The organism is Polaribacter sp. Z022, assembly GCF_023555495.1.
Lineage (GTDB): Bacteria > Bacteroidota > Bacteroidia > Flavobacteriales > Flavobacteriaceae > Polaribacter.
Window position 1 is genome coordinate 622,268 of the sequence record NZ_JALCZO010000001.1, and the last position, 25,188, is coordinate 647,455.

Annotated in this window: 18 protein-coding genes; 16 read left to right on the top strand and 2 right to left on the bottom strand. The window is 29.3% G+C overall.

Annotated elements, in window-relative coordinates; all coding sequences use genetic code 11:
- The first annotated feature begins 5 nt into the window (after positions 1 to 5).
- From MPF13_RS02720 to MPF13_RS02760, 9 genes are all read left to right on the top strand, one after another.
- Positions 6 to 1,898, top strand: coding sequence for an FG-GAP repeat domain-containing protein (locus MPF13_RS02720; RefSeq protein ID WP_249980777.1), 1,893 nt, complete (start codon positions 6 to 8; stop codon positions 1,896 to 1,898).
- A 239-nt stretch (positions 1,899 to 2,137) separates the two neighbouring features.
- Positions 2,138 to 3,592: a hypothetical protein gene (locus MPF13_RS02725; protein ID WP_249980778.1), complete on the top strand. Its 1,455-nt coding sequence runs from the start codon at positions 2,138 to 2,140 to the stop codon at positions 3,590 to 3,592.
- A 244-nt stretch (positions 3,593 to 3,836) separates the two neighbouring features.
- The gene (locus tag MPF13_RS02730) at positions 3,837 to 6,920 is read left to right on the top strand and encodes a SusC/RagA family TonB-linked outer membrane protein (protein WP_249980779.1); all 3,084 of its coding nucleotides are present in this window, start codon (positions 3,837 to 3,839) and stop codon (positions 6,918 to 6,920) included.
- Positions 6,921 to 6,932: 12 nt separating this feature from the next.
- Entirely contained in the window at positions 6,933 to 8,735 is a 1,803-nt protein-coding gene (locus tag MPF13_RS02735; RefSeq protein WP_249980780.1) for a RagB/SusD family nutrient uptake outer membrane protein, read from the top strand.
- A 31-nt stretch (positions 8,736 to 8,766) separates the two neighbouring features.
- Positions 8,767 to 10,476 (top strand): hypothetical protein, encoded by a 1,710-nt coding sequence (locus tag MPF13_RS02740; protein ID WP_249980781.1) that lies wholly within the window; start codon positions 8,767 to 8,769, stop codon positions 10,474 to 10,476.
- A gap of 19 nt (positions 10,477 to 10,495) precedes the next feature.
- Positions 10,496 to 10,900 carry a hypothetical protein gene (locus tag MPF13_RS02745; protein WP_249980782.1) on the top strand — a complete coding sequence of 135 codons (405 nt, stop codon included), beginning with the start codon at positions 10,496 to 10,498 and terminating at the stop codon, positions 10,898 to 10,900.
- 293 nt (positions 10,901 to 11,193) lie between these two features.
- A complete protein-coding gene (locus MPF13_RS02750; RefSeq protein WP_249980783.1) occupies positions 11,194 to 12,363 on the top strand; it encodes a mandelate racemase/muconate lactonizing enzyme family protein in 1,170 nt (389 codons plus the stop codon).
- 5 nt (positions 12,364 to 12,368) lie between these two features.
- Positions 12,369 to 13,823 carry an NAD-dependent succinate-semialdehyde dehydrogenase gene (locus tag MPF13_RS02755; protein ID WP_249980784.1) on the top strand — a complete coding sequence of 485 codons (1,455 nt, stop codon included), beginning with the start codon at positions 12,369 to 12,371 and terminating at the stop codon, positions 13,821 to 13,823.
- 3 nt (positions 13,824 to 13,826) lie between these two features.
- Positions 13,827 to 14,591: an HpcH/HpaI aldolase family protein gene (locus MPF13_RS02760; RefSeq protein WP_249980785.1), complete on the top strand. Its 765-nt coding sequence runs from the start codon at positions 13,827 to 13,829 to the stop codon at positions 14,589 to 14,591.
- 272 nt (positions 14,592 to 14,863) lie between these two features.
- Here MPF13_RS02760 and MPF13_RS02765 read toward each other — a convergent pair whose 3' ends face one another.
- Positions 14,864 to 15,562, bottom strand: coding sequence for a T9SS type A sorting domain-containing protein (locus MPF13_RS02765; protein WP_249980786.1), 699 nt, complete (start codon positions 15,560 to 15,562; stop codon positions 14,864 to 14,866).
- A 199-nt stretch (positions 15,563 to 15,761) separates the two neighbouring features.
- Between MPF13_RS02765 and gnd the strand changes: the two genes are divergently transcribed.
- The 7 genes from gnd (at position 15,762) to MPF13_RS02800 (ending at position 23,211) form a co-directional block, all read left to right on the top strand.
- Positions 15,762 to 17,672 (top strand): NADP-dependent phosphogluconate dehydrogenase, encoded by a 1,911-nt coding sequence (gene gnd, locus MPF13_RS02770; RefSeq protein WP_249980787.1) that lies wholly within the window; start codon positions 15,762 to 15,764, stop codon positions 17,670 to 17,672.
- A 32-nt stretch (positions 17,673 to 17,704) separates the two neighbouring features.
- Positions 17,705 to 18,985, top strand: a complete 1,281-nt coding sequence (locus MPF13_RS02775; protein ID WP_249980788.1) for an Nramp family divalent metal transporter — start codon at positions 17,705 to 17,707, stop codon at positions 18,983 to 18,985.
- A gap of 27 nt (positions 18,986 to 19,012) precedes the next feature.
- Positions 19,013 to 19,708 carry a FadR/GntR family transcriptional regulator gene (locus MPF13_RS02780; protein ID WP_249980789.1) on the top strand — a complete coding sequence of 232 codons (696 nt, stop codon included), beginning with the start codon at positions 19,013 to 19,015 and terminating at the stop codon, positions 19,706 to 19,708.
- A 22-nt stretch (positions 19,709 to 19,730) separates the two neighbouring features.
- The gene (locus tag MPF13_RS02785) at positions 19,731 to 20,825 is read left to right on the top strand and encodes a polysaccharide lyase family 7 protein (RefSeq protein WP_249980790.1); all 1,095 of its coding nucleotides are present in this window, start codon (positions 19,731 to 19,733) and stop codon (positions 20,823 to 20,825) included.
- A gap of 6 nt (positions 20,826 to 20,831) precedes the next feature.
- Positions 20,832 to 21,599 (top strand): SDR family NAD(P)-dependent oxidoreductase, encoded by a 768-nt coding sequence (locus MPF13_RS02790; RefSeq protein ID WP_249980791.1) that lies wholly within the window; start codon positions 20,832 to 20,834, stop codon positions 21,597 to 21,599.
- Between the two features lie 77 nt (positions 21,600 to 21,676).
- Positions 21,677 to 22,111 (top strand): RbsD/FucU domain-containing protein, encoded by a 435-nt coding sequence (locus MPF13_RS02795; RefSeq protein WP_249980792.1) that lies wholly within the window; start codon positions 21,677 to 21,679, stop codon positions 22,109 to 22,111.
- 44 nt (positions 22,112 to 22,155) lie between these two features.
- The gene (locus MPF13_RS02800; RefSeq protein ID WP_249980793.1) at positions 22,156 to 23,211 is read left to right on the top strand and encodes a polysaccharide lyase family 7 protein; all 1,056 of its coding nucleotides are present in this window, start codon (positions 22,156 to 22,158) and stop codon (positions 23,209 to 23,211) included.
- Between the two features lie 639 nt (positions 23,212 to 23,850).
- On the opposite strand, the gene MPF13_RS02805 is transcribed toward MPF13_RS02800, so the two are convergent.
- On the bottom strand, positions 23,851 to 25,188 hold the full coding sequence (locus MPF13_RS02805) for a RagB/SusD family nutrient uptake outer membrane protein (protein ID WP_249980794.1): 1,338 nt from the start codon (positions 25,186 to 25,188) through the stop codon (positions 23,851 to 23,853).

Genomic DNA, 25,188 nt, shown 5'->3' on the forward strand with positions numbered 1-25,188 from the left:
TGTAAATGATTTTAAATAAAAAGAGTAATTTATTTTTTTTATTAACTCTAAGTGTTTTTGTTTTAGGTTGTGTTACACAATCAAAAACCACATCTAAATTAATTACTAAAGCAAAAACCAATGTTACTTTTTCTGAAAATTCAGATATAATTCCTCTCGAAGATAGAAACAGAAGAAAGTTTGATAATGCTGTAATTGCAGATTTAGATCAAGATGGTTTTTTAGACTTATTGCTAACAGAGCATTCTAGAAGAGTAGAATTATACTGGAATAACAACGGTGTTTTTGAGTTAGGAAAACCATTTATTTTTGGAGATACTCATGGAATTGCTGTAAGTGATTATGATTTTGATGGAAAGGTAGATGTTATTGTACAACCAGGAGGTGGAGATGGAAAAAATCCTAGAAAACCAAGATATTATCATGTAAATAAAGATAGAACTATAGAAAAAGGTGGTGAGTTTAAACATTTTGAAAAAGGACGTGGACGTGCAGCAAAATTTGTAGACATCAAAAAAGATGGAAAATTAGACTTAGTAACGTCTGCATTTCCAACATTAAAAGCCTTAAATAAAGGAAATATTTTATATACAAACGATAATAAATCAACCTTTAAATTCAACTCTTATATTTCTAATGCAGACAGAATGGGAATGCGTACAACATTGTTAGATTTTAATAATGATGGTATTACTGATATTCTTTTTCATGGAGGAAGAAAATTGGTTTTAGTAGAAGGTTTAATAGATGGGTATAAAGAAGTAACAAAACAAGTTTTAGGAGATTTATCAAAAACAAATTTGGTAAATAGTGTTTCTCAAATAGATTTTGATAATGATGGAGATTTCGATTTATTCTTAACACGCTCTAAACATCCTTTTGATGCAGAGAGTGATTATGATGCTGTAAATAAACGTTTTTATTTTTTTGCTAGAAGAACTAAGTTTGATTACAATAATATTAAGGTAAAAGGAGATTTAAAAATAGAAAACCTTCAAATGGCGTTTCCTAATTTTGATGTTTTTTTAGGAGCAAATAAGAAACTTTGGAAACGTAAAAATGATAAACATGGTCATCACGATTTAACAATTACCAAAGAGGAAGCTAAAGGATATCCAGAAGACACAAAAAAGAAAGCTTTATATATTGGTTATTTAGGAAATGGAATGTGGAGAATTGGAGGGCATACAAATTCGCCAACTTCTGCAGTTTTGCATAATGTTATGACTTCTCCAGAAATTATAAAATTAAAAGATTTACCTGCTAAATTATTAGAAAACAAAGAAGGTAAGTTTATAGAAGTTACCAAAAATTTTGGAATTGATATTGCAGAACAAACTAGTAGTAGTGCAATTGGAGATTTTAATAATGATGGTTGGTCAGATATTTTTGTATTACGTTATGGAGAATCTTCAAAATCTACCAAGCAAATTTTGTATTTAAATCATGAAGGAAAAACTTTTAAACGTGATGAAAATCACGGAGTCATAACTAAAGAATTAGGTGCAACTGGTATGGGTGCAGATGCTTTTGATTATGATAATGATGGAGATTTAGATATTATTTGTTCTAATGAAAGAGGTAAATGGCATTTATTTACAAATAACTTTACATCTTCTTCAAATAAATATGTAACAGTTAAAGTTGGAAATTCTCCTACTGGTAAAGCCACAGCAACAAGTGCTGTATTAACTATCAAATCTTGTGGTAAAATTTATAAAAGAGTTGTAGGAGAAACATCATCTTCTTTTTCTCATTCTTTTAATACCTATTTAAACGTTGGTTTAGGAACTTGTAATAAAATAGAATTTGCTGAGGTTGTTTGGACTAATGGCGAAAAAAAGAAATTAGAAATTAGTACACTAAACAAGATTTACACAGTTGGTAAATTTAATTAATGCTATTAAATTTAATCCTTTATAATATTTAAAAATGCTTCATATTTATGAAGCATTTTTTATATAAATTTAAATTGTTTAAAAGATAAAATAGTGTTGTTAAAAGATAAGTTTCACAATTATTAAAAATAGAACTTGTTGTTATTTTATCGCAAACTACAAATAAAATTTACATACTGTAAAAATGTAATTCCTCTAAACATTGGGGTTGCAAAAAGTAACCAATAAATATAAAAACTATGAAAAAAATAACACCTTATTTATTTTTTCTGATAACATTAGGTATTTGTTCTCAAGAAAAAGAATTAATTTCTATTCAGAAAAATTATAATGATTGGGGTTGGAACGATGTTTTTGTTGCAAAAAATAAATATATAAGTTTAGCAGTTGTACCTGAAGCAGCAGGTAGAATTTTAGAATATAATTTAGGTGATGTACCATCATTATGGATAAACCCAAAATTAATGGGGAAATCTTTTGGTACGTCAGATGAAGTAAAAATGAATGAATGGAGAAATTTTGGTGGGTATAGATTAGTGCCATTACCAATAGAAAATTCATCTGTAAATAGAAACAATCCGTCTAAAAAAAGTAATCGTTGGCCACCACCTGTTGTTATTGGTGATGCTCCTTATAAAGTTTCAATAGGAAAAAATAAAGATGGTAAAAAAACAATTGAGGTTCAATCTGGCGTGCAAGAGTTACCTGTTCCAACATATTTTGGAAAAGAAAAACGTTTTGTATATCCTAATGAAATTGATGAGAAAATTCAATATTCTAGAAGCTTATACATAGAACCAAATTCTAGTATGGTTTTTATTGACCATAAATTAAAAAATGTTGGAAACAAAGTCATAAAAAAAGGTTTAATGATTTCGAGTCAACATGTTTCTTGGAGTGATTCAAAATTGCAAGATGGTCATAACTTTAGTGCTTTTATCCCTTTTTCTAAAGATTTAAAATTACCAAATGGAGAACAACTAGAAATTTCTGCAACTCCAGAACAAAGATGGAGATATATAAATAGAAATCGTTTTAAGTTAGATAAAAACAACCCAGAACATATTAAGAAATATTTTAATAGAGGAAATAACTGGAAAGGAGAAGTTGCACCAGGAATTTATGAAGTAGAATACGATTATAATGCAATGGCAGGTTTACACATAATATCTTCTAAATCTTGGATAGGTTATGTAAATAAAATTACAAATACTGCTTTTGTAAAAATAATGGAACCTTATAACCCTAAATTAGAATATGATCATGGATTAAATATGGCTATTTTTTGTAGTGGTTTAGAAACAGGATATATAGAAACAGAAGTAAAAACACCTTTATATACAATACAACCCAGAGAAAGTTTTAACTATAAAGAAATTCATGGAGCTGCAAAAATTGAAAGCTCACCTATATTAGATGTAAATCATACAGGTGTTATTACAAAAAAGTTATTTTATAAAAACAATAAGATTAATGGGTCTTATGGTGTTTTTTATGAAGGAACAGCAATTTTAAGTTTAAAAAATAAAAAAGGAAAAGTTATAAAAGAAATATCTTTAGAAAATGTAAATCCTTTAAAAGTGTTAAAGTTAGAAACAAAAATTAACCTTTCTAAAAAAGTAAAATCAATAGATTTATTAGTAAGAGATTCTAAATCAGTAGATCATGTTTTAGATTCCTTGCAAACTAAATAAATTAAAATTTTAACACAAAATCAAATTTTACCTTTTTAACATCAAAATAACATATAATGAGGATAAAATACAGTAATAAAGAGATAAATCATAGATATACCTCACTACTATTAAATTGTTCCTTTGTAGATGTAGTTTTATGTTCAAAAAAAATTATAATAAATAATTTAATAAAAATAGATGTTTATTAAGAGTTTATATGTTCAACCAACTTCAAAAAAGTTTAAAAATTAAAATTAAATAAATGAAAATTTTAAATTTATTATTGAAAAAAGCCAAGGTAGGTAGTTTTTTACTTTTACTCTTTGCGCTGTTATGTCAATTTAATTCCAATGCCCAGTCTATAACTGTGTCTGGAACAGTTACAAGTTCTGAAGACAACTCGCCAATTCCAGGTGTAAGTGTTGTTGTTAAAGGAACAAAAAAAGGTGTTTCTACCGATTTTGATGGAGTCTACACTATTAATACTAAAAAAGGAGATGTATTAGAGTTTAGTTACATAGGTATGATTTCAAAATCATTAATGGTAAAAAACGCTAAAATGAATGTAGTACTAGATCCTTCTGTTGAAGCATTAGAAGAGATTGTTGTAATTGGTTATGGTACCGTTAAAAAGAAAGAATTAACAGGTGCAGTAGCAAGAGTTGATGCAGAATCGTTAGAAAAAATAGTTACTTCAGATTTAGGATCTGCTTTACAAGGGCAAGTTTCTGGTGTAAATATTGTTTCTTCTTCTACTCCTGGTGGTGCTCCAGAAATTTTAATTAGAGGTATTACCTCTTTATCTGGAGATAATACACCTTTATATGTTGTAGATGGTATTATTCAAGATGGAGATCCAAGAATTCCACCTAGTGAAATTGAAAGTATTAATATCTTAAAAGATGCTGCTTCTGCTGCAATTTATGGTGCACGTGGGGCAACAGGTGTAATTTTAATTACAACTAAAAAAGGAGAAGTTGGTACTTTAAAAGTTAGAATTAATGGTAGTTCTGCTATTCAGGTTAGAAATGCAGCAGTACCTTTAATGAATTCTACAGAGCAATTATTTAGAGAAATTGTAACGTTAAGAAATACTACAAATACTTTAGATGAAGATTTTAATTCACCATCTTTACGTAACCCGTATTTACTACAAAACAATACAGATTTAAATGACATAATTTTTAATGATTATGCTCAAACACATAACTACAATACAAGCATTTCTGGAGGTACAGAAGATATAGCTTATAATGTAACAATGGGTATGTTTAAACAAGAAGGTCTTCAATTAAATTCTGCTTATGAAAGATTTAATATTAGATCTAACACTACCTATAAAAAAGGGAAATTTAGAGCAAGAACAAGTGTTGGTTTATCATTAGATAGAAGAGATATTCCAAGAAATAATTTATTGTCGCAAGCTATTGTATACAGTCCATTACAAAATGGTTTAATTATAGATGATACAGAGACTATTGCAGACGATGGTAACCAAGCAAATAGATTAACTTGGGTTGTAGAAAGCTTAAAAACTAAAGAATATTTAAAAACTTTAAGAGGAAATGCTTCTCTTAACTTAAATTACGATGTAAATAAAAACATTAGTTTAAGTGCAAACTCAGGTATTACTTATACAACTGCAAGAGGTAAAATAGATGTTCCTTATCAAGAAGTAATTAACTCAAGAACAGGTCGTCCACTAACTCAACCTACAAATAGTTACATAGAAGACAGAAGTAATGAGAGAGTAAATATTTATGGAGAATTTGGTGCTAACTTTAAAAAAGAAATAGAAGACCATTCTTTAAATCTTGGTTTATTTGTTACTGCAGAAAAAACTACTTTCGAGCAATTTAGAGCAAGAAGAACTGAAAACACAAATGCAGATTTAAATGTTTTAGACAGTGCAACAGGAGAACAATTAGTGTATTCAGGTACAGATTATACAACAACAAGATTAAGTCAAATTGGTCGTTTACAATATAGTTATAAAGGTAAATACAATTTAAGTACAAGTATTCGTGCAGACCAAACATCTATTTTTGATGAATCTTTAAACTTAGGAGTTTTTCCATCAATTGCTTTTGCTTGGAACATTTCTGATGAGAACTTTTGGAAACCTTTAAAAGGTACTGTTAATAGTTTTAAATTAAGACTATCTAGAGGTACAGTGGGTAATGATAGAATTACACCTTATTCTTTCTTAGGAACTATTAATTCTAATATTAATTATGTTGGTAACACAGGTAGTGAAGTTCTTTTAAATGGTGCTATACAAACTGCATTTGTTAACCCAGAAATTAAATGGGAAACAAGTAAGCAAGTTAACTTAGGTATAGATGCTGCTTTTTTCAAGAATAAATTTACTTTAAGTGCAGAGTATTATAGAACAGACAAAGAAGATATGTTATTCCCTATTTTCTTACCAACTTCTGCAGGTGGAGGTAACAATGCAAGAATTTTTGCTAACGTAGGTAATATGACTAATGATGGTATAGAGTTAGCTGCAAGATTTAGACATAGAGTTGGTAAATTATGGTTTCAAATGTCAGGTACTTTTTCTACCAACCAAAACAAGATTACTAAAATTAACGGAGATACAGAGTTTTTCTTTACAAACGATATTGGTTTAGTAGGTAGAGCGCAAACACAATCTAGAGTTACAGGTCATCAATTAGGTAGAGAAGCAGGTGCTTTCTTTTTATGGAGAACAAATGGTATAGCAAATACAGAAGCTAAATTAGCAGAATATCAAAAAATTGATAGTAATGCTAAAATGGGAGATGTAATGTTTATAGACCAAAATGGAGATAATGAACTAGATGATGAAGATAGAGTTTATAGTGGTAGTGGTTTACCTAAATTTGAAATAGGATATAACTTTACTTCTAGATATAAAAACTGGGATTTCTCAATGAACTGGTATGCAGCTCTTGGTCATGAAATTATGAATGGATTTAATGCTTGGTCTTATGGTTTTGGAAGACATAAAGATTTAATTCACCAATGGTCAGAAGCTAACCCAGAAACAAATATTCCAGCTTATAGAGATGATATTAGAAATCATCGTAACTTTATAGGTTATAGTGATTTATGGTTAGAAGATGGATCTTATTTAAGATTAAGACAAGTAACTTTAGGTTACAATTTATCTAAAAAAGTAACAAAAAAATTAGGAATAGATAGATTAAGATTTTACGTAAGTAGTCAAAACCCATTAACAATTACAAACTATTCTGGTTATAACCCAGAGGTAGGAGGAAATGTAGCCTCAAGAGGTTTAGATAAAGGAACTGGACCAGTTTCTGTACAATATTTAGCTGGAATCAATTTCAATTTTTAATACCAAACAATTATGAAAAATACACTTTTAAAAATAGCAATCGTATTTATTACACTTGGTGTTACAACCTCTTGTAATAATGATGAATTTTTGGATCAAAGTAATCCAAATGAAATTGATATAAGTAATTTCTGGAGAAATTTAGATGAAACTCAAACTGGGCTTCATGCAACTTATAAAATGTTATATAACCATAACACTTTTAACATTATAGAAGAGTTGTTAAGATCAGATATGGGATACCCAAGTTTAGATAGACCTTTACCTGCTTCTCCTAATACTTTTCATATACACACCTATACATCTACAACAGATGAGGTTAATGAAAAATGGCAAACAAACTATACAGGTATTTTTAGAGCAAATCAAGTTATAGAAGGTTTAGAAAAAATAGAAGCCGAAGGTAAAATTACTGATGAAGATAAAGCAGAATGGACTTCGCAAATGGCGCAAGCAAGATTTTTTAGAGGTTTGTTTCACTACAATTTGTATACAACTTATAACAAAGGTTCTATTATTATAAGAAAAAAAGTGCCTACAAGTTTAGAAGAATACAGTATGCCTTTATCTAAAGCAGAAGATGTAATAAAATTTATTAGAGAAGATTTAGAATTTGCTTACGCTAACCTTTATAAAAATGGAGAATATCCAGATGGAGATGTTTCTAAAATTACAGCAGGTGCTGCTGGAGCAATTTTAGGTGATTCTTATTTAAATGAGTTAAATTATACTAAAGCAGCAACTTATTATAATGATGTAATTGATAATCATGGTTACGTTTTAGAAAGTGATTTAGATAAAATGTTTACTACTGCTGGTGAGTTTAATAGCGAATCTATTTTTGAAGTAAATTACACTGCAGATAATGTAGATTTAAGTTTTGGTCCTTGGGATGGAGATACAGGAACAAATACCTTTGCTTTATACACAAGAGGAAACACTCAAAGAACAGCATCAAGTCCTGTATGGATTGCTTATGCATATAAAAAAGAAGTAAAAGATCCTTTAGATCAAAGAAACTATTACATAGACCCATTAGACAATACTAAAAAGATTAGAAACGTATCTCTTAGAGCTTCTTCTATGTTAGCACTTGTAGAAGATGAGCAAACAATGTATTATGAAGTTCCTACTCACCTAGTGCAAGGACCTCCTTTTAATGGAGTGAAATGGGGTGGTTTTGGATGGTGGAAAAAATACACCAATCATGATATTCAAGAGTTAGAAACAGATACACCTAATGGATTTGCGTATTCAGCTAAAAATGTTACTTTAATTAGATTATCTGGAGTAATGTTAAACTTAGCAGAATGTAAAATTAAAACAGGAGATGTTCAAGGTGCTTTAACTTTAATAAATACTATTAGAAAAAGATGGGGATTAGTTTTATTAGGAAGACCTAATGGAGATATTGCTTATACTTATGATAAATTAGATACAGACCCAGAATATACTGCAGATGAACTAATGCAACATTTTATGAGAGTTGAAAAACCTTTAGAAATGGGTGCAGAAGGGCATGCATCTAGATGGATTGATTTTCAAAGATGGAAAAAATCTGATAATTATGGATTTGCAGAACGTTTAAACGAGTTACAAGCTTTAACGCTTTATGGAGTTAACTATAATTACATAGATGAAAACGGAGTTGCAAGAGTTAAACAAAATGCTCCTTCAGTCTCAGAAGATCCTACAAATGCTGTAGTAACCGTAGATTATGAGTATGACTTAGCATCTGGTAATTATGATGAAGACAAACATGGTTATTACCCTATACCATCAAGAGAAGTTGAATCTAATAATAAAATTGATTAGTAAATCAAACATTTATTCTAAAACAACAACAATGAAAAAATATATAATAAAAACGCTTTTATTAAGCTTGTTAGTATTAGCAGGTTGTAATGAAAAATACGCAGAATATAATGCGCCTGGAGAAATTAGTGATACTTCTTGGATTATAGGGTTTGACCAAAATAAACCAAAAGAAGACGCTTTTTTAATAAATATAGATACCCATATTTCTTTTTTAGATTTATCTCAAGGTACTATTGATCATGAATGGATCATTGAAGATGGTAACTTTTTCTTAAAAGAAGGGTTTAAAAATAACGACTCTTTACCATTATTTATTAAAGGAAATGAAACATCTACAACAGATGCTAAAGCACATGTGCTTTTTAGAAAAAAAGGTTTAAATCCTGTAAGATTATATAACACTTTTTCTAGTCCAGTTTCTAGAGAAACTAGCTTAGGTACTTTTACTTCTAAGCAAGTTGGAGACTTACATGTAGTAGATACCACATTTACATTTGATGTATTTGGTCATATTAAACCAGCATTTAGAATTTTACAAGATGGTGTAGTAGTTTTAGAAGTTTCTGAAGATGATATGCCAAGTCTAGATAATGAAGCAGAATGGCCTGTAGTAGAAGTAAAAGCTGCAACTGCTTTAACTTATGAAGACCTTTCTGTAGAAGGAAGACCAAACTCTAGAAGATGGGATGTGGCAGATGGAAGCCCTGTTTCTGCAAATGGTGTTATTGCTAATTTTAAATTCTTTAGATTAGGAACTTACAATGCAGGTACAATTAAATCTAACAGATCTAATATTGGACGTACTTATCCAGCAGCATCTGTAGAAAAAATTATTCCTTTAAAAGTAAAAGTTATTCAATCAGATTTACCTTTCGAAATTAATGGTCAAATTAAAGAATTAGAAGACGAAGTTTTACGTTTTCAGGTAACAGGAGAAATAGAAGATTTTTCAGGTCAAGAAAGTTTCTTTACAGTAAATGTTAAAAATGATAACTTTGATCAAAACATAGCTGTAACTCAAGCTAAAAAAAGTGATTCAGATGGTACTTATATAGAATTAAAATTGAGTGAACCAATTTATAATTCAGATGTAATTACGGTTAATTATGCAGGAGGTTCTATACAATCTACAGATGAAAGATTATTAGCAGATTTTACAGCTCCTAAAAAAGTTGTTGCTCATTTTGGTAACAATGTATTGCCAGGTAATGGTTGGGCAAGTTTTGAAGGAGAGCATAGTTCTGTTATTAATGCATATACTCAAGATTATTGGTTAGGAGCTAATAATAAAGTAAATGGAAGTAATACTGTAGGTTATTATATGAGAAATACAGATAAATCTTTCTTAGGAGATGCTTCTATGAAATTTGAGTCTACAGATGCTAATCCTTTACCAAATGTAAACCTATGGGGATTTGCATTTTCTAAACCAGATCCAATTAAAGCAGGAACTTATAAAATGACGTATAGAATTTGGTTAGAAACAGGTAATACTTTAAAAGCTATTAGAACTGAAATAAATAAACCTGTATTTATGCAACAAGTTTGGGATATAGAAAATACACCAAGAGGTAGTTGGCAATTAATTACAAATACTCTTACTTTACCTCAAGATGTTACAGCAACAAATACTAGATGGGCATTTAGAGTACACCCTCAGCTTAATGCAGGTGTTACAGGAGCTCAAGTATTGTATATAGATGATTTCTCTTTAGTAGAAATTGAATTAAGACCATAAATGCTAAAAATTAGAAATAATGATGAAAAATTTAATAAAGTATATAGCAATTTTTGCAATCGTTTTTTCATTCACTTCTTGTGATGAAGAAAGTAATTTTAAAGAATCTGATATTTCTTTAACCTCAGTGTATACATTAACTGAAATTACAGGAACTAATGCTGCATTTAAAATAAATATTTACAAACAAAAAAATATTCTTACAGAATATTCTTCTGTAGATAAATTAAAAAGTTATGAAACATCTGGATTTGTAGATTCTTCTACAGATACTAATTATGAAGTAACAGTAAATAAATTAGATGATGGCGTTTCTTCTAGTTATGTTTTATCAGGCGATAAACTTACAGGAACAGGTACTTTAACAGTAGATGGAGTTACAGTTTTTAACGTTGTAATAGCAGAAGATCAAATTTATAATTAAATAAATATTACGTTCTTAAAAAGGAGATTATTTTAAAAAATAATCTCCTTTTTTTTTGAATAAACATATTTAAAAACAAATAGAAAAATACTGTTTCGTTTTAAGTAATCTATAAATTAAACCTATATTTTGTTAAATTGTAATAGAAAAACTAAACACTCTAAGGTAATATTTGCTTTGTTTTAGATAATAATGAAGACAGAAAAATACTGTCTTATTTTTATTTTTAACAATTATAAGAGTCACACTCTTGCAATTTGTAATTGCTAAATAGTCAACTAAATATCATAAAAATGACAATTGAAAAAATAGAAGCTTTCGTACTTAAAGATACTTTATCTAAAAGTTTTTTCTTCTCTCAATGGGAGTATTCAGAACGTTGTATCTGTGTTGTTAAAGTAACAGCATCTAATGGTCAACATGGATGGGGAGAAGCCTATGGTCCTGCTACAATGGTAGAAGCTGGTATAAAATTATTAGAATCAACAGTAATAGGAGAAAACCCTCTAGAAAATGAAGTTATTTGGAACAAAATGTACCGAAAAACTTTAGACTTTTCTAGAAGAGGCGTTTATATGGCATCAGTAAGTGCAATAGATATTGCAATATGGGATTTAAAAGGTAAAATATTAGGATTGCCAATTTCTACTTTATTAGGAGGTGCACATAGAAATCAAATACAACCTTATGCTACAGGTTTGTATTTTACAAATCATAATAATTTTTCAGATGGTTTTGTAGAAGAAGCTAAACATTACGTTTCTCAAGGCTTTAAAGCCATGAAAATGAAAGTTGGTTTAGGTATAAAAGAAGATGTAGCCAATGTTAAATTAATTAGAGAAACTATTGGACCAGATATTGCGTTAATGGTAGATTCTAATCATGCATATACATTTAGAGAAGCTGTAGAACTTTCAAAAAAGATTGAAAAGTATGATATTGGTTGGTTTGAAGAGCCAATTTCTCCTGAATTTTATGAGCAATATAGCGAGTTAAGAGAAAAAACAACAATTCCTATTTCTGGTGGAGAATGTGAATACCTAAGATTTGGTTTTAATGAATTAATAAAAAACAAATCTGTAGATATTTTGCAACCAGATATTTGTGCAAGTGGTGGTTTAACAGAAGCTAAAAGAATTTCTGCTTTAGCAACTACAAATGGAATAGATTTAATTCCTCATACATGGGGTACTTCAATTGGTTTACATGTAGCTTTACATTTTATTGCTAATTTAGAATCTATACCAGGTAGAATGTATCAAGCAAATTTTTTAATGGAATTTGATCAAACAGAAAATGGCTTAAGAGATAACTTGTCATTCCCTAAATTAGAAATGAAAAATGGTATGTTAGAAGTACCAAACAGACCAGGATTAGGAATAGATATAGATGAAGAAGTATTACGAAAGTATTGCATTAATACTACGTCTAATGAAAACATAATAGAAAACATACTAAAATAATAATAATGAAGACTAACAACTTCGGATATAAAAAATTATACATTGACGGTAAATTAGTTGATGCAGTTAGTGGAGAAAGAGAAGATGTAATTTGTCCAGCTACTGGAGAAGTAATTGCGCAAATAGCAAAAGCTGGTACAGCAGATGCAGAAAAAGCTTTAATATCATCGCAAAAAGGATTTAAATATTGGTCTAAACTTTCTTTAGAAGAAAGAACAGTTTGGATGTTAAAATTGCGTGATGCAATTTTAGAAAAAGAAGATGAACTAAGAAATGCAATGGTGCATGAAATGGGTAAAACCTATGCAGGTTCTGAAGAAGATATATTAAGATTAACAGAGGCGTTAGAATGGTATCCTAATGCAATGAAAAATTTAAGAGAAGAGCAAATTCCAGATTATGAAGGAACTCATACTCATAAAATGATTTCTAAACCAGCAGGAGTTGCCCTTGCTTATTTAGCTTGGAATTTTCCTTTATTAAATGTTGGTTATAAAATAGGGCCAGCATTGGCTTCTGGTTGTTCTTTAATTATTAAGCCTTCAACTTTATCACCATTATCAACATATATGGTTGGAGAAATTTTAGAAAGTATTAATTTTCCAGCAGGTGTTGTAACAATTTTAGCAGGATCTAGTAGAGAAGTGGCAACACCAATGACTACTAGTAAAATACCAGCTGTAATAACTATGATTGGTTCTACACAAACTGGTCAAAGAATTATTGCAGATAGTACTACCTCTATTAAAAAATTGGGAATGGAATTAGGAGGTAATGCTCCTTTTATTGTATTTGAAGATGCAGATTTTGAAGAAGCTTTAAACTTAGCAATCATTTTAAGATTTCATAATACTGGTCAAATTTGTGTAGCAGCTAACAGAATATTTGTTCATAAAAATATTTATGACAAATTCATGAAAGAATATGTAAAAAGAGCTTCAGAATTAAAAATTGGTTTTGGTATTAAAGAAAACGAAGATGTTTTTATGGGGCCTTTAGCTTCTAGTGAATCTAGAGACAGAATGTTCGAATTAGTTGAAGATGCTGTAAGTAAAGGTGCAACTTTAGAATATGGAGGTAAAATTCCTGAAGATCTACCTAAAGATGGATATTGGATGCAACCAACAGTGGTTTCTAATATAACTACAGATATGAAGCTATTTAGAGAAGAAACTTTTGGTCCAGTTGCAGGTATTATGCCTTTTGATACTGATGATGAAGTTTTAGAATTAGCTAATGATACAGAGTTTGGTTTAGCCTCATATATATTTACAAATAATCATAAAAGAATAGAAAGATTCACTGAAGACTTAGAATTTGGAGAAATTCAGATAAATGGTGTAAAATATGCCATATATTTGCCTCATGGAGGCTTTAAGAACAGTGGTATTGGTCATGATTGTTCTCATTTAGCCTTAGAAGATTATTTAGTAAAAAAACGTGTTACAACAGCACTTTAATATATGGCGAAAAATTTATTACAAAACAGTTTAAAAAAAGGAGAAACTTTATATGGCCCTTTTTGTAAAATACAAGATCCAGCAATTGTAGAAATTGCAGCTTTAAGTGGTTTCGATTTTGTTATTATTGATATGGAACATGGTCCTTATAGCATAGAATCTGCTCAAAATATGATAAGAGCAGCAGAAGCAAGAGGAATTACACCAGTAGTTAGGGTTACAGAAAATTCTGAAACTTTAATATTAAGAACATTAGATATTGGTGCTAAATGTATTCAAGTTCCACAAATATGTACAAAAGCAGACGCAGACAGATTGGTTAAATCTACCAAATTTTATCCAAAAGGAGAAAGAGGAATGTGTCGTTATGTAAGAGCAGCAGAATATACAAATATTAGTGGTGCAGATCATTTTGGTAAAGCAAACGATAATATAACAACCATTATTCATATTGAAGGAATGGAAGGTATCAATAACTTAGAAGAAATAGTAAAAGTTGATGGTATAGATGTTATCTTTTTAGGACCTTATGATTTATCACAATCTTGTGGAGTTCCTGGAGATGTTAATAATCCTAAAGTGGTTGATGCAATGAAAGGAGCTGTTGAAACTGCAAAAAAATATGGAAAATTTGTAGGTACTTTTACTGAATCTGCAGAAAAAGCAAAAATGTGGAAAAGTATTGGTGTACAATATATTTCTTATGCAGTAGATGTTGGTTTGGTAATGAATACTTTTAAAGATATTACAAAGCAATTAAAAGAATAATTTTATTTTAATAAATTAAAAAAGCCTTTTTGAATTTTCAAAAAGGCTTTTTTTGTTAATAGAGTAGTTAAATAATTAGTAAAACGTTCTTTTAATGTATTACTATATTTAATCATAAAAACATCATATAAACCTTCTTATGATGTTAAAACGAAGTATTCATAAGAGTATAAACTAATTTAATAAATGTTTTAATTTAAAAGTTTTCGATATAAAAAAACTCCCTCTTTTTTAGAAGAGAGAGTTTTTATTAAAATATTTTAAAAGAATAATTATTTCTTTACAAAACGTTTAGTAGAAATTCCTTTGTCAGAAGTTAACTTTAAAATGTAAATAGATTTACTTAAAGAAGAAACATCTAAAGAACCTTGTACGTTGTTTAATGATAATACTTTTGTACCTAATAAGTTAAAAACTTCAGCAGATTGAATCTTTTCTTGCGAATTGATAAATAAATTGTTTTCTACTGGGTTTGGGTAAGTGTTAAACTCAAATGAATTAATTTTTTCAGTAGATAAAGTAGCTGCTACTATTTCAATAATTATATCAATTTTTGTTCCCCAACCAGATCCACCAGCAGGAATGTAATTTTTACCATTGAAACGTAATGTATGATTTCCTAAAGGAGCATCAGAAGGAATAGCGTACTTAGCATCTGTTTCTGTATAAGGAGACGTTTCACCTGGAGCATCAAAAATATTATTATATGGTCCACCAATGTTAGCACCTGCAGCTTCTCCAGTTTTAACTACCATAAAAGCTCTTTCAATATTATTAGAACCATGAGTAAGTGTAAACGTTACTGTCATGTCTTTACCTTGTTCAACTTTTACAGGCGTTGCAAATTCTGTACCACTAGCACCAGTTCCTGCAGTTCCGTTAATTATAATATTTGAAGTATTTTGTCCTATCACCGAAGATGAAACTAATACAGCAAATAAAAATAAAGTTTTAATGTAATTTTTTTTCATAATTATAAATTTATATAGATTAAGTTTTTATAAAATTACAGTAAAACCCTACTTTTTTATTGCATAAAATTACCCCAAGTAAAGTCATAATTAACAATATAACTTTTTTAGAGTCAAAATTTTAAAATTAAAACATATTAAAATGTAGCTATTTTAATTTTAAAAGCATATATTTGGGTGCCCAATTTGGTTATCCAGTTTGGGCACCCAAAAAAAATACAGTATCAAAACACAAGTTATATATATCATGGGAGTTTCTGGTTGTGGTAAAAGCACAATAGGAAAATTACTTGCAAAAGAATTAAAAATCCCTTTTTTTGATGGAGATGACTATCATCCTGAAAGTAATATTAAAAAAATGTCTAAAGGGCATGCTTTAAATGATGATGATAGACAAGGATGGTTAGAGACATTAAATAACTTAGCAAAAAAACAACTTTCTACAAATAGTTGTGTTATTGTATGTTCTGCTTTAAAACAAAAGTATAGAGATATTTTAAATAAAGGAATTGTAAAGCAAGCTAAATGGGTTCATTTAGAAGGTAGTTTCAATCAAATTTACAAAAGAATTAATAGTAGATCTAATCATTTTATGCCTTCAGAATTACTTAATTCTCAATTCGATATTTTAGAAAACCCAAAACAAGCTATTAAAATTGATATTAGCTTAACACCAGAAAAAATTATAAATACAATAAAAGATAGATTAATGAATACCTCAGAGTTTGGATTATTTGGTTTAGGAGTAATGGGAAAAAGCTTGTGTAGAAATTTAGCTAATAACGGATTTAAAATTTCTATGTTTAACAGGCATGTAGATGGTGTAGAAGAAGACGTTGCTAAAAAATTTAAATCGCAATTTTCAGAATTATCACAAGCTGAAGCTTTTGATGATATTTCTGCTTTTGTAAATTCTTTACAACAACCAAGACGTATTATGCTAATGGTAAATGCGGGTAAAACAATAGATTTTGTAATTGAAGATTTGTTACCTCATTTATCTGAAAATGATATTTTAATTGATGGAGGAAACTCAAATTATAAAAAAACGAAACAACGTTTTGAATATTTAAAACCAAAAGGAATACATTTTATTGGTACTGGAGTTTCTGGAGGAGAAGAAGGAGCTTTAAAAGGACCCTCTATAATGCCAAGTGGAGATTTAGAAGCATATAATAACATTAAGGTCTTTTTAGAGAAAATTGCTGCTAAAGACAAAAACGGATTGCCTTGTTGTACATATGTTGGTCCAGAAGGAAGTGGACAATTTATAAAAATGGTTCATAATGGCGTAGAATATGTAGAAATGCAGCTTTTAGCTGAAGTTGCTACAATATTAGAAAGTTTAGGTCAAAATCCTGATGAAATTGCAGATACTTTAGAAACTTGGAAAGATGAAGCAAGTAGTTATTTATTAGAAATTACAACTAATATTTTTAGAAAAAAAGAAGGTAATGATTGGTTAGTAAAAAAGATATTAGATAAAGCAGGAAATAAAGGAACTGGAAACTGGACAACCATTGCTTCTGCAGAACTTGGTGTACCAAGTACATTAATTGCTTCTGCGCTTTTTTCTAGATATACTTCTTTTTATAAAGAAGAAAGAGTACTATTAAATAAGAATTTCGAAAACGTAAATAATTCAGAATTAAATATTTCTACTCAAGAAGTGTTAGAAGCTTATCAATTTGCAAGAATTATAAATCATTATCAAGGATTTAAATTAATTTCTGAAGCTTCTCATAAATCTAATTGGAATTTAAATTTAAGTGAAATTGCTAGAATCTGGACAAACGGCTGTATAATTAGATCTTCATTAATGGAAGACCTGGTTGAAGTTTTTAAAGAAACAACTAATATTTTAACAAATTCAGAATTAATTCAACTTGTTAAAAAATATAAACCATCAGCTAAAAAAGTTGTTTCAGAAAGTATTCTTAATGATATAACAACGCCAGCTTTAAGTGAATCATTACAGTTTTTAAACGGAATTACAACAGAATATGCTTCTGCAAATGTAATACAAGCGCAACGTGATTATTTTGGAGCACATACATACAAACGATTAGATGATGATTCTGAAAAGAGTTATCACACAAATTGGAATTAAATATTAACTAACCTATAAACTTACTCTTAACTATGGAAAATACTAAAACTAGTAAATCTTTGTTTAAAAAAATACTTGCTATCATTTTAGGATTTGGTCCTGGTATTTTTGCTATTGGTTATACCATTGGTACAGGAAGTGTTACATCTATGCTTGTGGCTGGTAGTACTTATGGTATGCAATTATTATGGGTATTACTTTTAAGTTGTCTTTTTTCTGGAGTATTAATGTTTGCTTACGGAAATTATGCTTTAATATCAGGAGAAACAGCACTTTATAGTTTTAAAAAATATATTAAAGGAGGTAAAATACTTGCTATTTTAATTATAATTGGAATCTCTTTTGGTCAATGGGGTTCTCTTATGGGAATTTTAACTATTTCTTCTAACATGCTTTTTGAAATCTTTGCTATTAATTTTGAAGGACTTCGAAACTATGAATATTTAACTGTTTTAATTATTGCAATAACTATTATAGTAATTTTTTATTCTGTAATGTTAGTTGGTAAATATAGTTTTTTTGAAAAAATACTAGTTGTTTTTGTAACGTTTATGGGGTTGTCTTTTATTGTGTCTTTATTTTTTGTGCAGCCATTACCAATGGAAATTGTACAAGGATTAATACCAAGTATACCAGATGTACCAGGAGGAAAAATGATGGTTGCAGCATTTGTAGGAACTACAATGGCAGCAGCTACATTTTTGTCTAGACCTTTATTTGTTAAAGGAAAAGAATGGGGTATTAAAGATTTAAAAAAACAACGTAAAGATGCTATTAATGCAGCAATACTGGTGTTTATAATTAGTGGAGCAATTATGGCAGTAGCTAGTGGTGCTTTATTTCATCAAGGAAACCCAGTAGAAAATGTGTTAGACATGGCAAAACCATTAGAACCAATTGCAGGAAGTTTTGCTGTAGCAATATTCTTTTTTGGAACACTTAGTGCAGGTTTATCATCTATTTTTCCTTGTTTATTAATTGCCCCTTTACTAATTGCAGATTATCAATCTGGTACTTTAGATACCAACTCTAAACAATTTAGAATAATTACAGCTATAGCTTGTTTAGTAGCCTTAATTGGACCCGCATTTTTTGGTGGAAAACCAATTTTAGTACAAATATTATCGCAAGTATTTAATGTATTTGTGTTACCAATAGTGGTTTTAGGAATCATTTTATTAGTAAATAATAAAAAAATAATGAAAGAATATAAAACAAATATTTTTGTAAATATTGGCTTGTATTCTGCATTTATATTTTCATGTCTTATTTCTTACACTGCTGTTATAGGTTTGGTAGATAAGTATTTATAGGAGTAAATTTTAGATAAATAATTTTAAATGAAGATAAGCTTAATAGATAATAATGTAAGAAGAACTTTGCAAAATGATGTAATCTGTAAGATTAGAGATTTAATAAATGCAAAGAATTTAGAACGTGGAGACAAATTGCCTTCAGAGAGAATTATGTCTGAAAAGTTTGATGTAAAAAGAAACCATATAAGAGAAGCTATAAGAAAGTTAGAATTTTATGGTGTATTAAAATCAATGTCACAAAGTGGAACCATTTTAGCAATAGGGTTAACAGGGTTTAATGGTATTGTAGATGAAATAGTTTCTTTAGATACACCCTCATTTAACGAGCTGGTAGAAACAAGAATTTCTTTAGAATTAAAAATTGTAAGGCTAGCTGCAAAAAGAAGAACAGAAACAGACTTAAATAAAATAAAGGAAGCTCTAAATGCTTTTAAAGATAAGATAAGTGTAGGAGAAGATTATTTAGAAGAAGATTTATTATTTCATTTAGCTATTGCAAAAGCAAGTAAAAATAGTACAATGGTTTCATTAATGCTCTTATTAACACCACCAATACTTTCTACTTATGAAAGAGATGCTGTTTGTGAAGGTGATAAAGTAATTTCTGAAATAGCAAAACACGAAAACATTTATCTAGCAATAGAATCTAAAGATGTTGAGCAAGCTACAAAAATGATGAATGAGCATTTTTACAAATTAACGAAACACATAGAAAATTAAAATTCACATAAATTCAAACAAAATGAATAAAAAACTTATTAATTCTGTAGCAACACTTTTATTGTTAGGTGTTTTTTTAACAATAAATAGTTGTAGTAAATCAGTAAAAAAAGAGAATAAAGAAGAAACAAAAAAAACTGTTTATGCAAGTGATGTTATTCCGTTTTTTGATCATTGGAAACTGGTTTTAGGAAATGGTGTAAATGCAGGATTTGCAAATAATTTTGAACACAAAGACTTTTTTTATACAGCAAACGATGCAAATGGAGACTGGGTTGTTTTTAAAGCACCAAATGCTGGAAGTACTCATGGTACTTCTAACAATACAAGAACAGAATTGGGGCAAATTAAAAAATGGTATCCAAAAACTGCTAATGATAAATTAACAGCTACTCTAAAAGTAATGAATGTTTCTGCAACAGGTGATGCTAGAGTTGCTGCTTCTCATGCAGTTGTTGTAGGACAAATTCATAGTGCAGATGCTTTTGAAAATGAACCTCTAAAAATATTTTACAAAAAATTTCCTGGTCATACAAAAGGCTCTGTTTTTTGGCATTATGAAATTAATACTGCAGGAGATGATAATTCTTTAAGATGGGATTTTTCTCATGCTGTTTGGGGTAATGATTTTTCTGTTGTAGGTAAAACTGCAGATACATATCCAGAAGAGCCAAAAGATGGTATTGCTTTAGGTGAAGAATTTACCTATGAAATAGAAGTTAAAGATGGAATAATGAACTTGAAATTTTCAAGTAAAGGTCATGAAACAAAGACTTTTACCAAAAACTTACTTGAATCAGAATATGCTACAAAAGCAGATATTCCAGAGCAAACTCAAAAATTATTTGTACCAATTGGTCAAGATGGAGTAGAGCGTAAAGAAGCTTATACAGGTGAAGGTTGTTTCTTTAAATTAGGAGCTTATAATCAAACTAATGGTAAATCTCCAGAAGTAAATAAAAATTGGTGTTCTGGTGCAGAAACACATGGAGGAGATATTCAAAAACAATATGCAGATGGAAATTATGCTGAAGTTTGGTTTAAAACTGCAAGTATTAAAATAAGTGAAGCATCTGTTTCTAATCAAGGTTATTTCAATAAAAACGATCATAAATAATAAAACATGAATAATAATAAATTAGCAGGTAAAAATGTACTAATTACAGCAGGAGCTCAAGGTATAGGAGAAGCAATTACTAAACATTTTATAGATAATGGAGCTAATGTTGCTATCCACTATTTTTCTAGTGCAGATACAGCAAATCAATTAACAGAGTATGCAAAAAGTAAAGGTCTAAAAGCTATTGCAATTAGTGGAGACTTAACTAAAGAGTCTGATGCAATTTCTTTGGTAGAAGCAACTATAAATGCATTTAATGGTTTAGATATTTTAATTAATAATGCAGGGTCTTTAGTTGCACGTAGAATGTTAAACGAAATGGAAGCAGATTTTTGGCACAAAGTAATGGATATAAACATGACTTCAATGATGTTTGTAACTAAAGCTGCAGCTCCTCATCTTGCTAAAAACGATAATAGTAGTATTGTAAATTTAGCCTCACTTGCTGGTCGTAAAGGAGGTCATCCAGGATCGTTGGTATATGCTACTAGTAAAGGAGCTATTTTAACTTATACACGTGCACTTTCTACAGAGTTAGGAGGTCAAGGTATTAGAGTTAATGCAGTAGCACCAGGTCTAATTTTAGGTACATCTTTTCATAATACACATACAACTAAAGAATCTGCAGCAGAAACAATTTCTGGTATTCCAATAGAAAGAGCTGGTAATGCAGATGATGTAGCAAGAGCAGTATTATTTTTAGCATCAGAATATGATGGTTTTATTACAGGTGCTACTTTAGATATTAATGGTGGTGTATACAATATGTAATTAAACTTATATTATTTAATTAAATAAGCTCCTAATCTCTTTTTTATAATAAGTTCCTAATTTCTAATTAAATTGTTATGATAAAAACAGCAGTAATTCACCCTACAATAATGGAAGTTTTAGCACGTTCTGGGCACTTTGCACAAGTTGTAATTGCAGATGGAAATTTACCAGTTGGAGCTATGAACGGGCCTAATTCTACCACTGTACATTTAAATTTTCGTCCAGGATTATTAGATGCTACAACTGTGTTAGAAGGTTTAATAGAAGTTTGTCCTTTTCAAGGAGCAACAGTTATGAAAAAACCTAAAGAAGCAAATGTAGAAATACATGAGGCGTATAAAAAATTATTAGGTGATGTTAGTTGGGAGGAAATGGAAAGATGGGCATTTTATGATAAAATTAAAGATGCAAATACAACATTAATTATTCAAACAGGTGAGCAAAGACGTTTTGCAAATTTAATTTTAACTGTTGGTGTAGTAAAAATGGCAGAAGAAAACAACTTTTAGTTTTTCTAACGCTTGGTAAAAATGAAATATTAAAAAATATTAATATGAATACTAAAATAACAAAATCAATATTTTGCGCATTAATGTTTGGAATAATCTCTTTTAGTGGATGTTCAGATAAAGCAAAAAAAACTAGTAAAAAAGTAACCAAAGCTAAAGTTTACCCAAGTGATGTTATTCCATTTATGGATGAATGGAAAATTCTTTGTGGTGATGGAACTCGATTTAATGATTTAGCTAAAGTTGAGCATAAAGATTTTTTTTATGTAGAGAATGAAAACAATACCAATTGGGTAGTTTATAAAACACCAAATTCTGGTATCACTTCAAGAACTTCTAGTAATACTAGAACAGAGTTGGGACAAAAAAAACATTGGATTCCTGAAGAAGGAGGTAAGTTAAATGGTACATTAAAAGTTAAACACGTGTCTACATCTGGAGATGCTAGAGTTGCTGCTTCATATTCTGTTGTAGTTGGACAAATTCATAGTGATGAAGGCCATGAAAATGAACCAATTAAAATATTTTATAAAAAATTCCCAGGTCATACTAAAGGGTCTGTATTTTGGAATTATGAAATTAATACAAAAGGTGATAATTCTGGAAGATGGGATTTTTCTACAGCAGTTTGGGGTTATGATATTTCTACAGTAGGTATAACTCCAGATACTTATCCTCAAGAACCTAAAGATGGTATAGAATTAGATGAAGAATTTAGTTATGAAATAAATGTGTATAAAGGTATTATGTATGTAACTTTTACAAGTAAAGGTCATGAAACCAAAACATATACCAAAAATTTATTAAAAACAGAGTATGCAACTAAAAAGGATATACCTCAACAAATTTTTGATGTTTATGCTACTTTAGGACGTGAAGGTGTTGAGCGCGATAATGCTTATGCAGGTGAAATACAATATTTTAAACAAGGAGCTTATAACCAAACAAATGGAAAAGATCCTGAGAAAAACATTGTTTTTTATACGGGTTCAGAAACTTATAATGGAGATATTGCAAAACAATATGCAAATGGTTGTTATGCAGAAGTTTGGTTTAAGGAGGCTAAAGTAGGACCAGGAACAATGCCAAATAATAACTAAAGTAAATTTTACTTTATATATATAATAGGTCAGTTAAGAAACCATCTTAACTGACCTATTTTTTTTTGCTTTTAGTTCTGTTGTTGAATGTTACTTTTTATCCCAAAATAGTTTTTATTAATTCATTTTGTAAAAAATCTAGTTCCAATTTTTTACAAATAGACAAGTTAAATAGCCATGTTGTTGTTATAATCCAGTTTTAGTTCTCTATCGATTCTACAGTCCATTTTATGCTTCTATTCTCTTTTTTTTCAACCTTAAGTGTAATTTTTAGATAGTCAGAGAATAAGAACATTTTTATCAAATTCCTCGTATCAAAACTAAAATACAACAGTAAAATTTTCATTTCTTTAATAAGTTAGAAATACAGAAAATCCGTTTTTAATTCATATACTACTTCTGGATATTTCTTTAAACGGTTTACTATCTAAAGTTAAAAGCGTGTGTTCATATAACTTATGTTCTTAAGTTTATGGACTAAATAGAAAAGGATAAAAGAAGAAAATTAATGTACTTATAACTAATTAAAACTCTAACCTAACTTGGTTAAGTGTATGCTATTTAATTTTTTATCAAAAAAAATGGGTTTGTAACTAATAAAAGTTACAAACCCAAAAATAATAACAATTCAATTATTTATTAATATCCTGCATTTTGTGTAATAACTCCTTTAGTTGCCAATACTTCAGATACTGGAATAGGGAATATATGATAATTACTATTTACAGTTGTTCCTAATTCTGCATCAACAGTATTAGTTCTTACAAGATCAAACCATCTGTGACCTTCAAAAGCTAACTCTAATCTTCTTTCATTAGCAATTGCTTGTCTTACGTCTGCTTTAGAAGTAACAGTTCCTGTTAAACTTGTTAAACCTGCTCTAGTTCTAATAGGATCTAATAAAGGTAAAACTGTAGAAGCTGGAGAGTTGTTTTCATTTAATGCTTCAGCATATAATAAAATAACATCAGCTAATCTAATTTCAATCCAATCATGCTCAGTACCAAGACCACCATCTTTTGGAAATTTAACAGCAGTTGTTCCTGCAGCACTTAAAGTAACAGCTCTTCTTAAATCTGTTCCACCACCACTAGCATCACTAGCGTCAAAAGCAGCAACTAAATCAGCATCAACTGGGAAATCAGATTTTGGATCATCACCTACAAACCAGTTCCAAAAGTCAGTACCAAATGTATATTCATCAACAATAGAACTAGAAACTTGAGTAGAATAAATTATTTCTGAATTAGCAATTTCATTTTCAGCTCCAAAAATGTCATTGTAATTTGCTTTTAAGCTAATACCAGCAGAAGAAGCTCCACTTACTACAGCACCAAGGTGAGTTTCAGCATTTACGAAGTCTCCCATTTGCATATAAACTTTTCCTAATAAACTTTGTGCAGCATATTTAGAAGCTCTTCCATCAACAATGGTAGTACTTAAAGCAGAAATTGCATCATTTAAATCAGGAATAATTACATTGTTGTAAACATCTGCAGCTGGTTGTCTTACTAATATAGAAGTATCAGTTAAACTTGGTGATGCAGATAAGTTAACAGTTACATCTCCAAAAGATTTTACTAATTTAAAGTAAGATAAGGCTCTTAAAAACTTTGCTTCACCAATTTGTGTTGCGTCTGTAGAGTTTTCAATTACATTATTTGCACTTAAAATAGACTTATACATAGCAGTATATAAAGGACCAAAAAATTGATCTTCCATAGTTGTTAAATTACTAGTAAATGCATCGAACTCTGTATATGGAGCTTCAAACATAAATGCATTGTCTGATCTAAATTCAGCCATTACTGCTAATGGAGTAACACTACCTAATTGATAATAGTATGCTGCATTTAATACACCTTCAAAATCAGTTAAAGAATCTGCACTCGCTAAATTAGGAGGCGTTTGATCTAAATCTGTGGAACAAGCTGTCATTATAAACAGCGATGCCAATAATATATATATTTTTTTCAT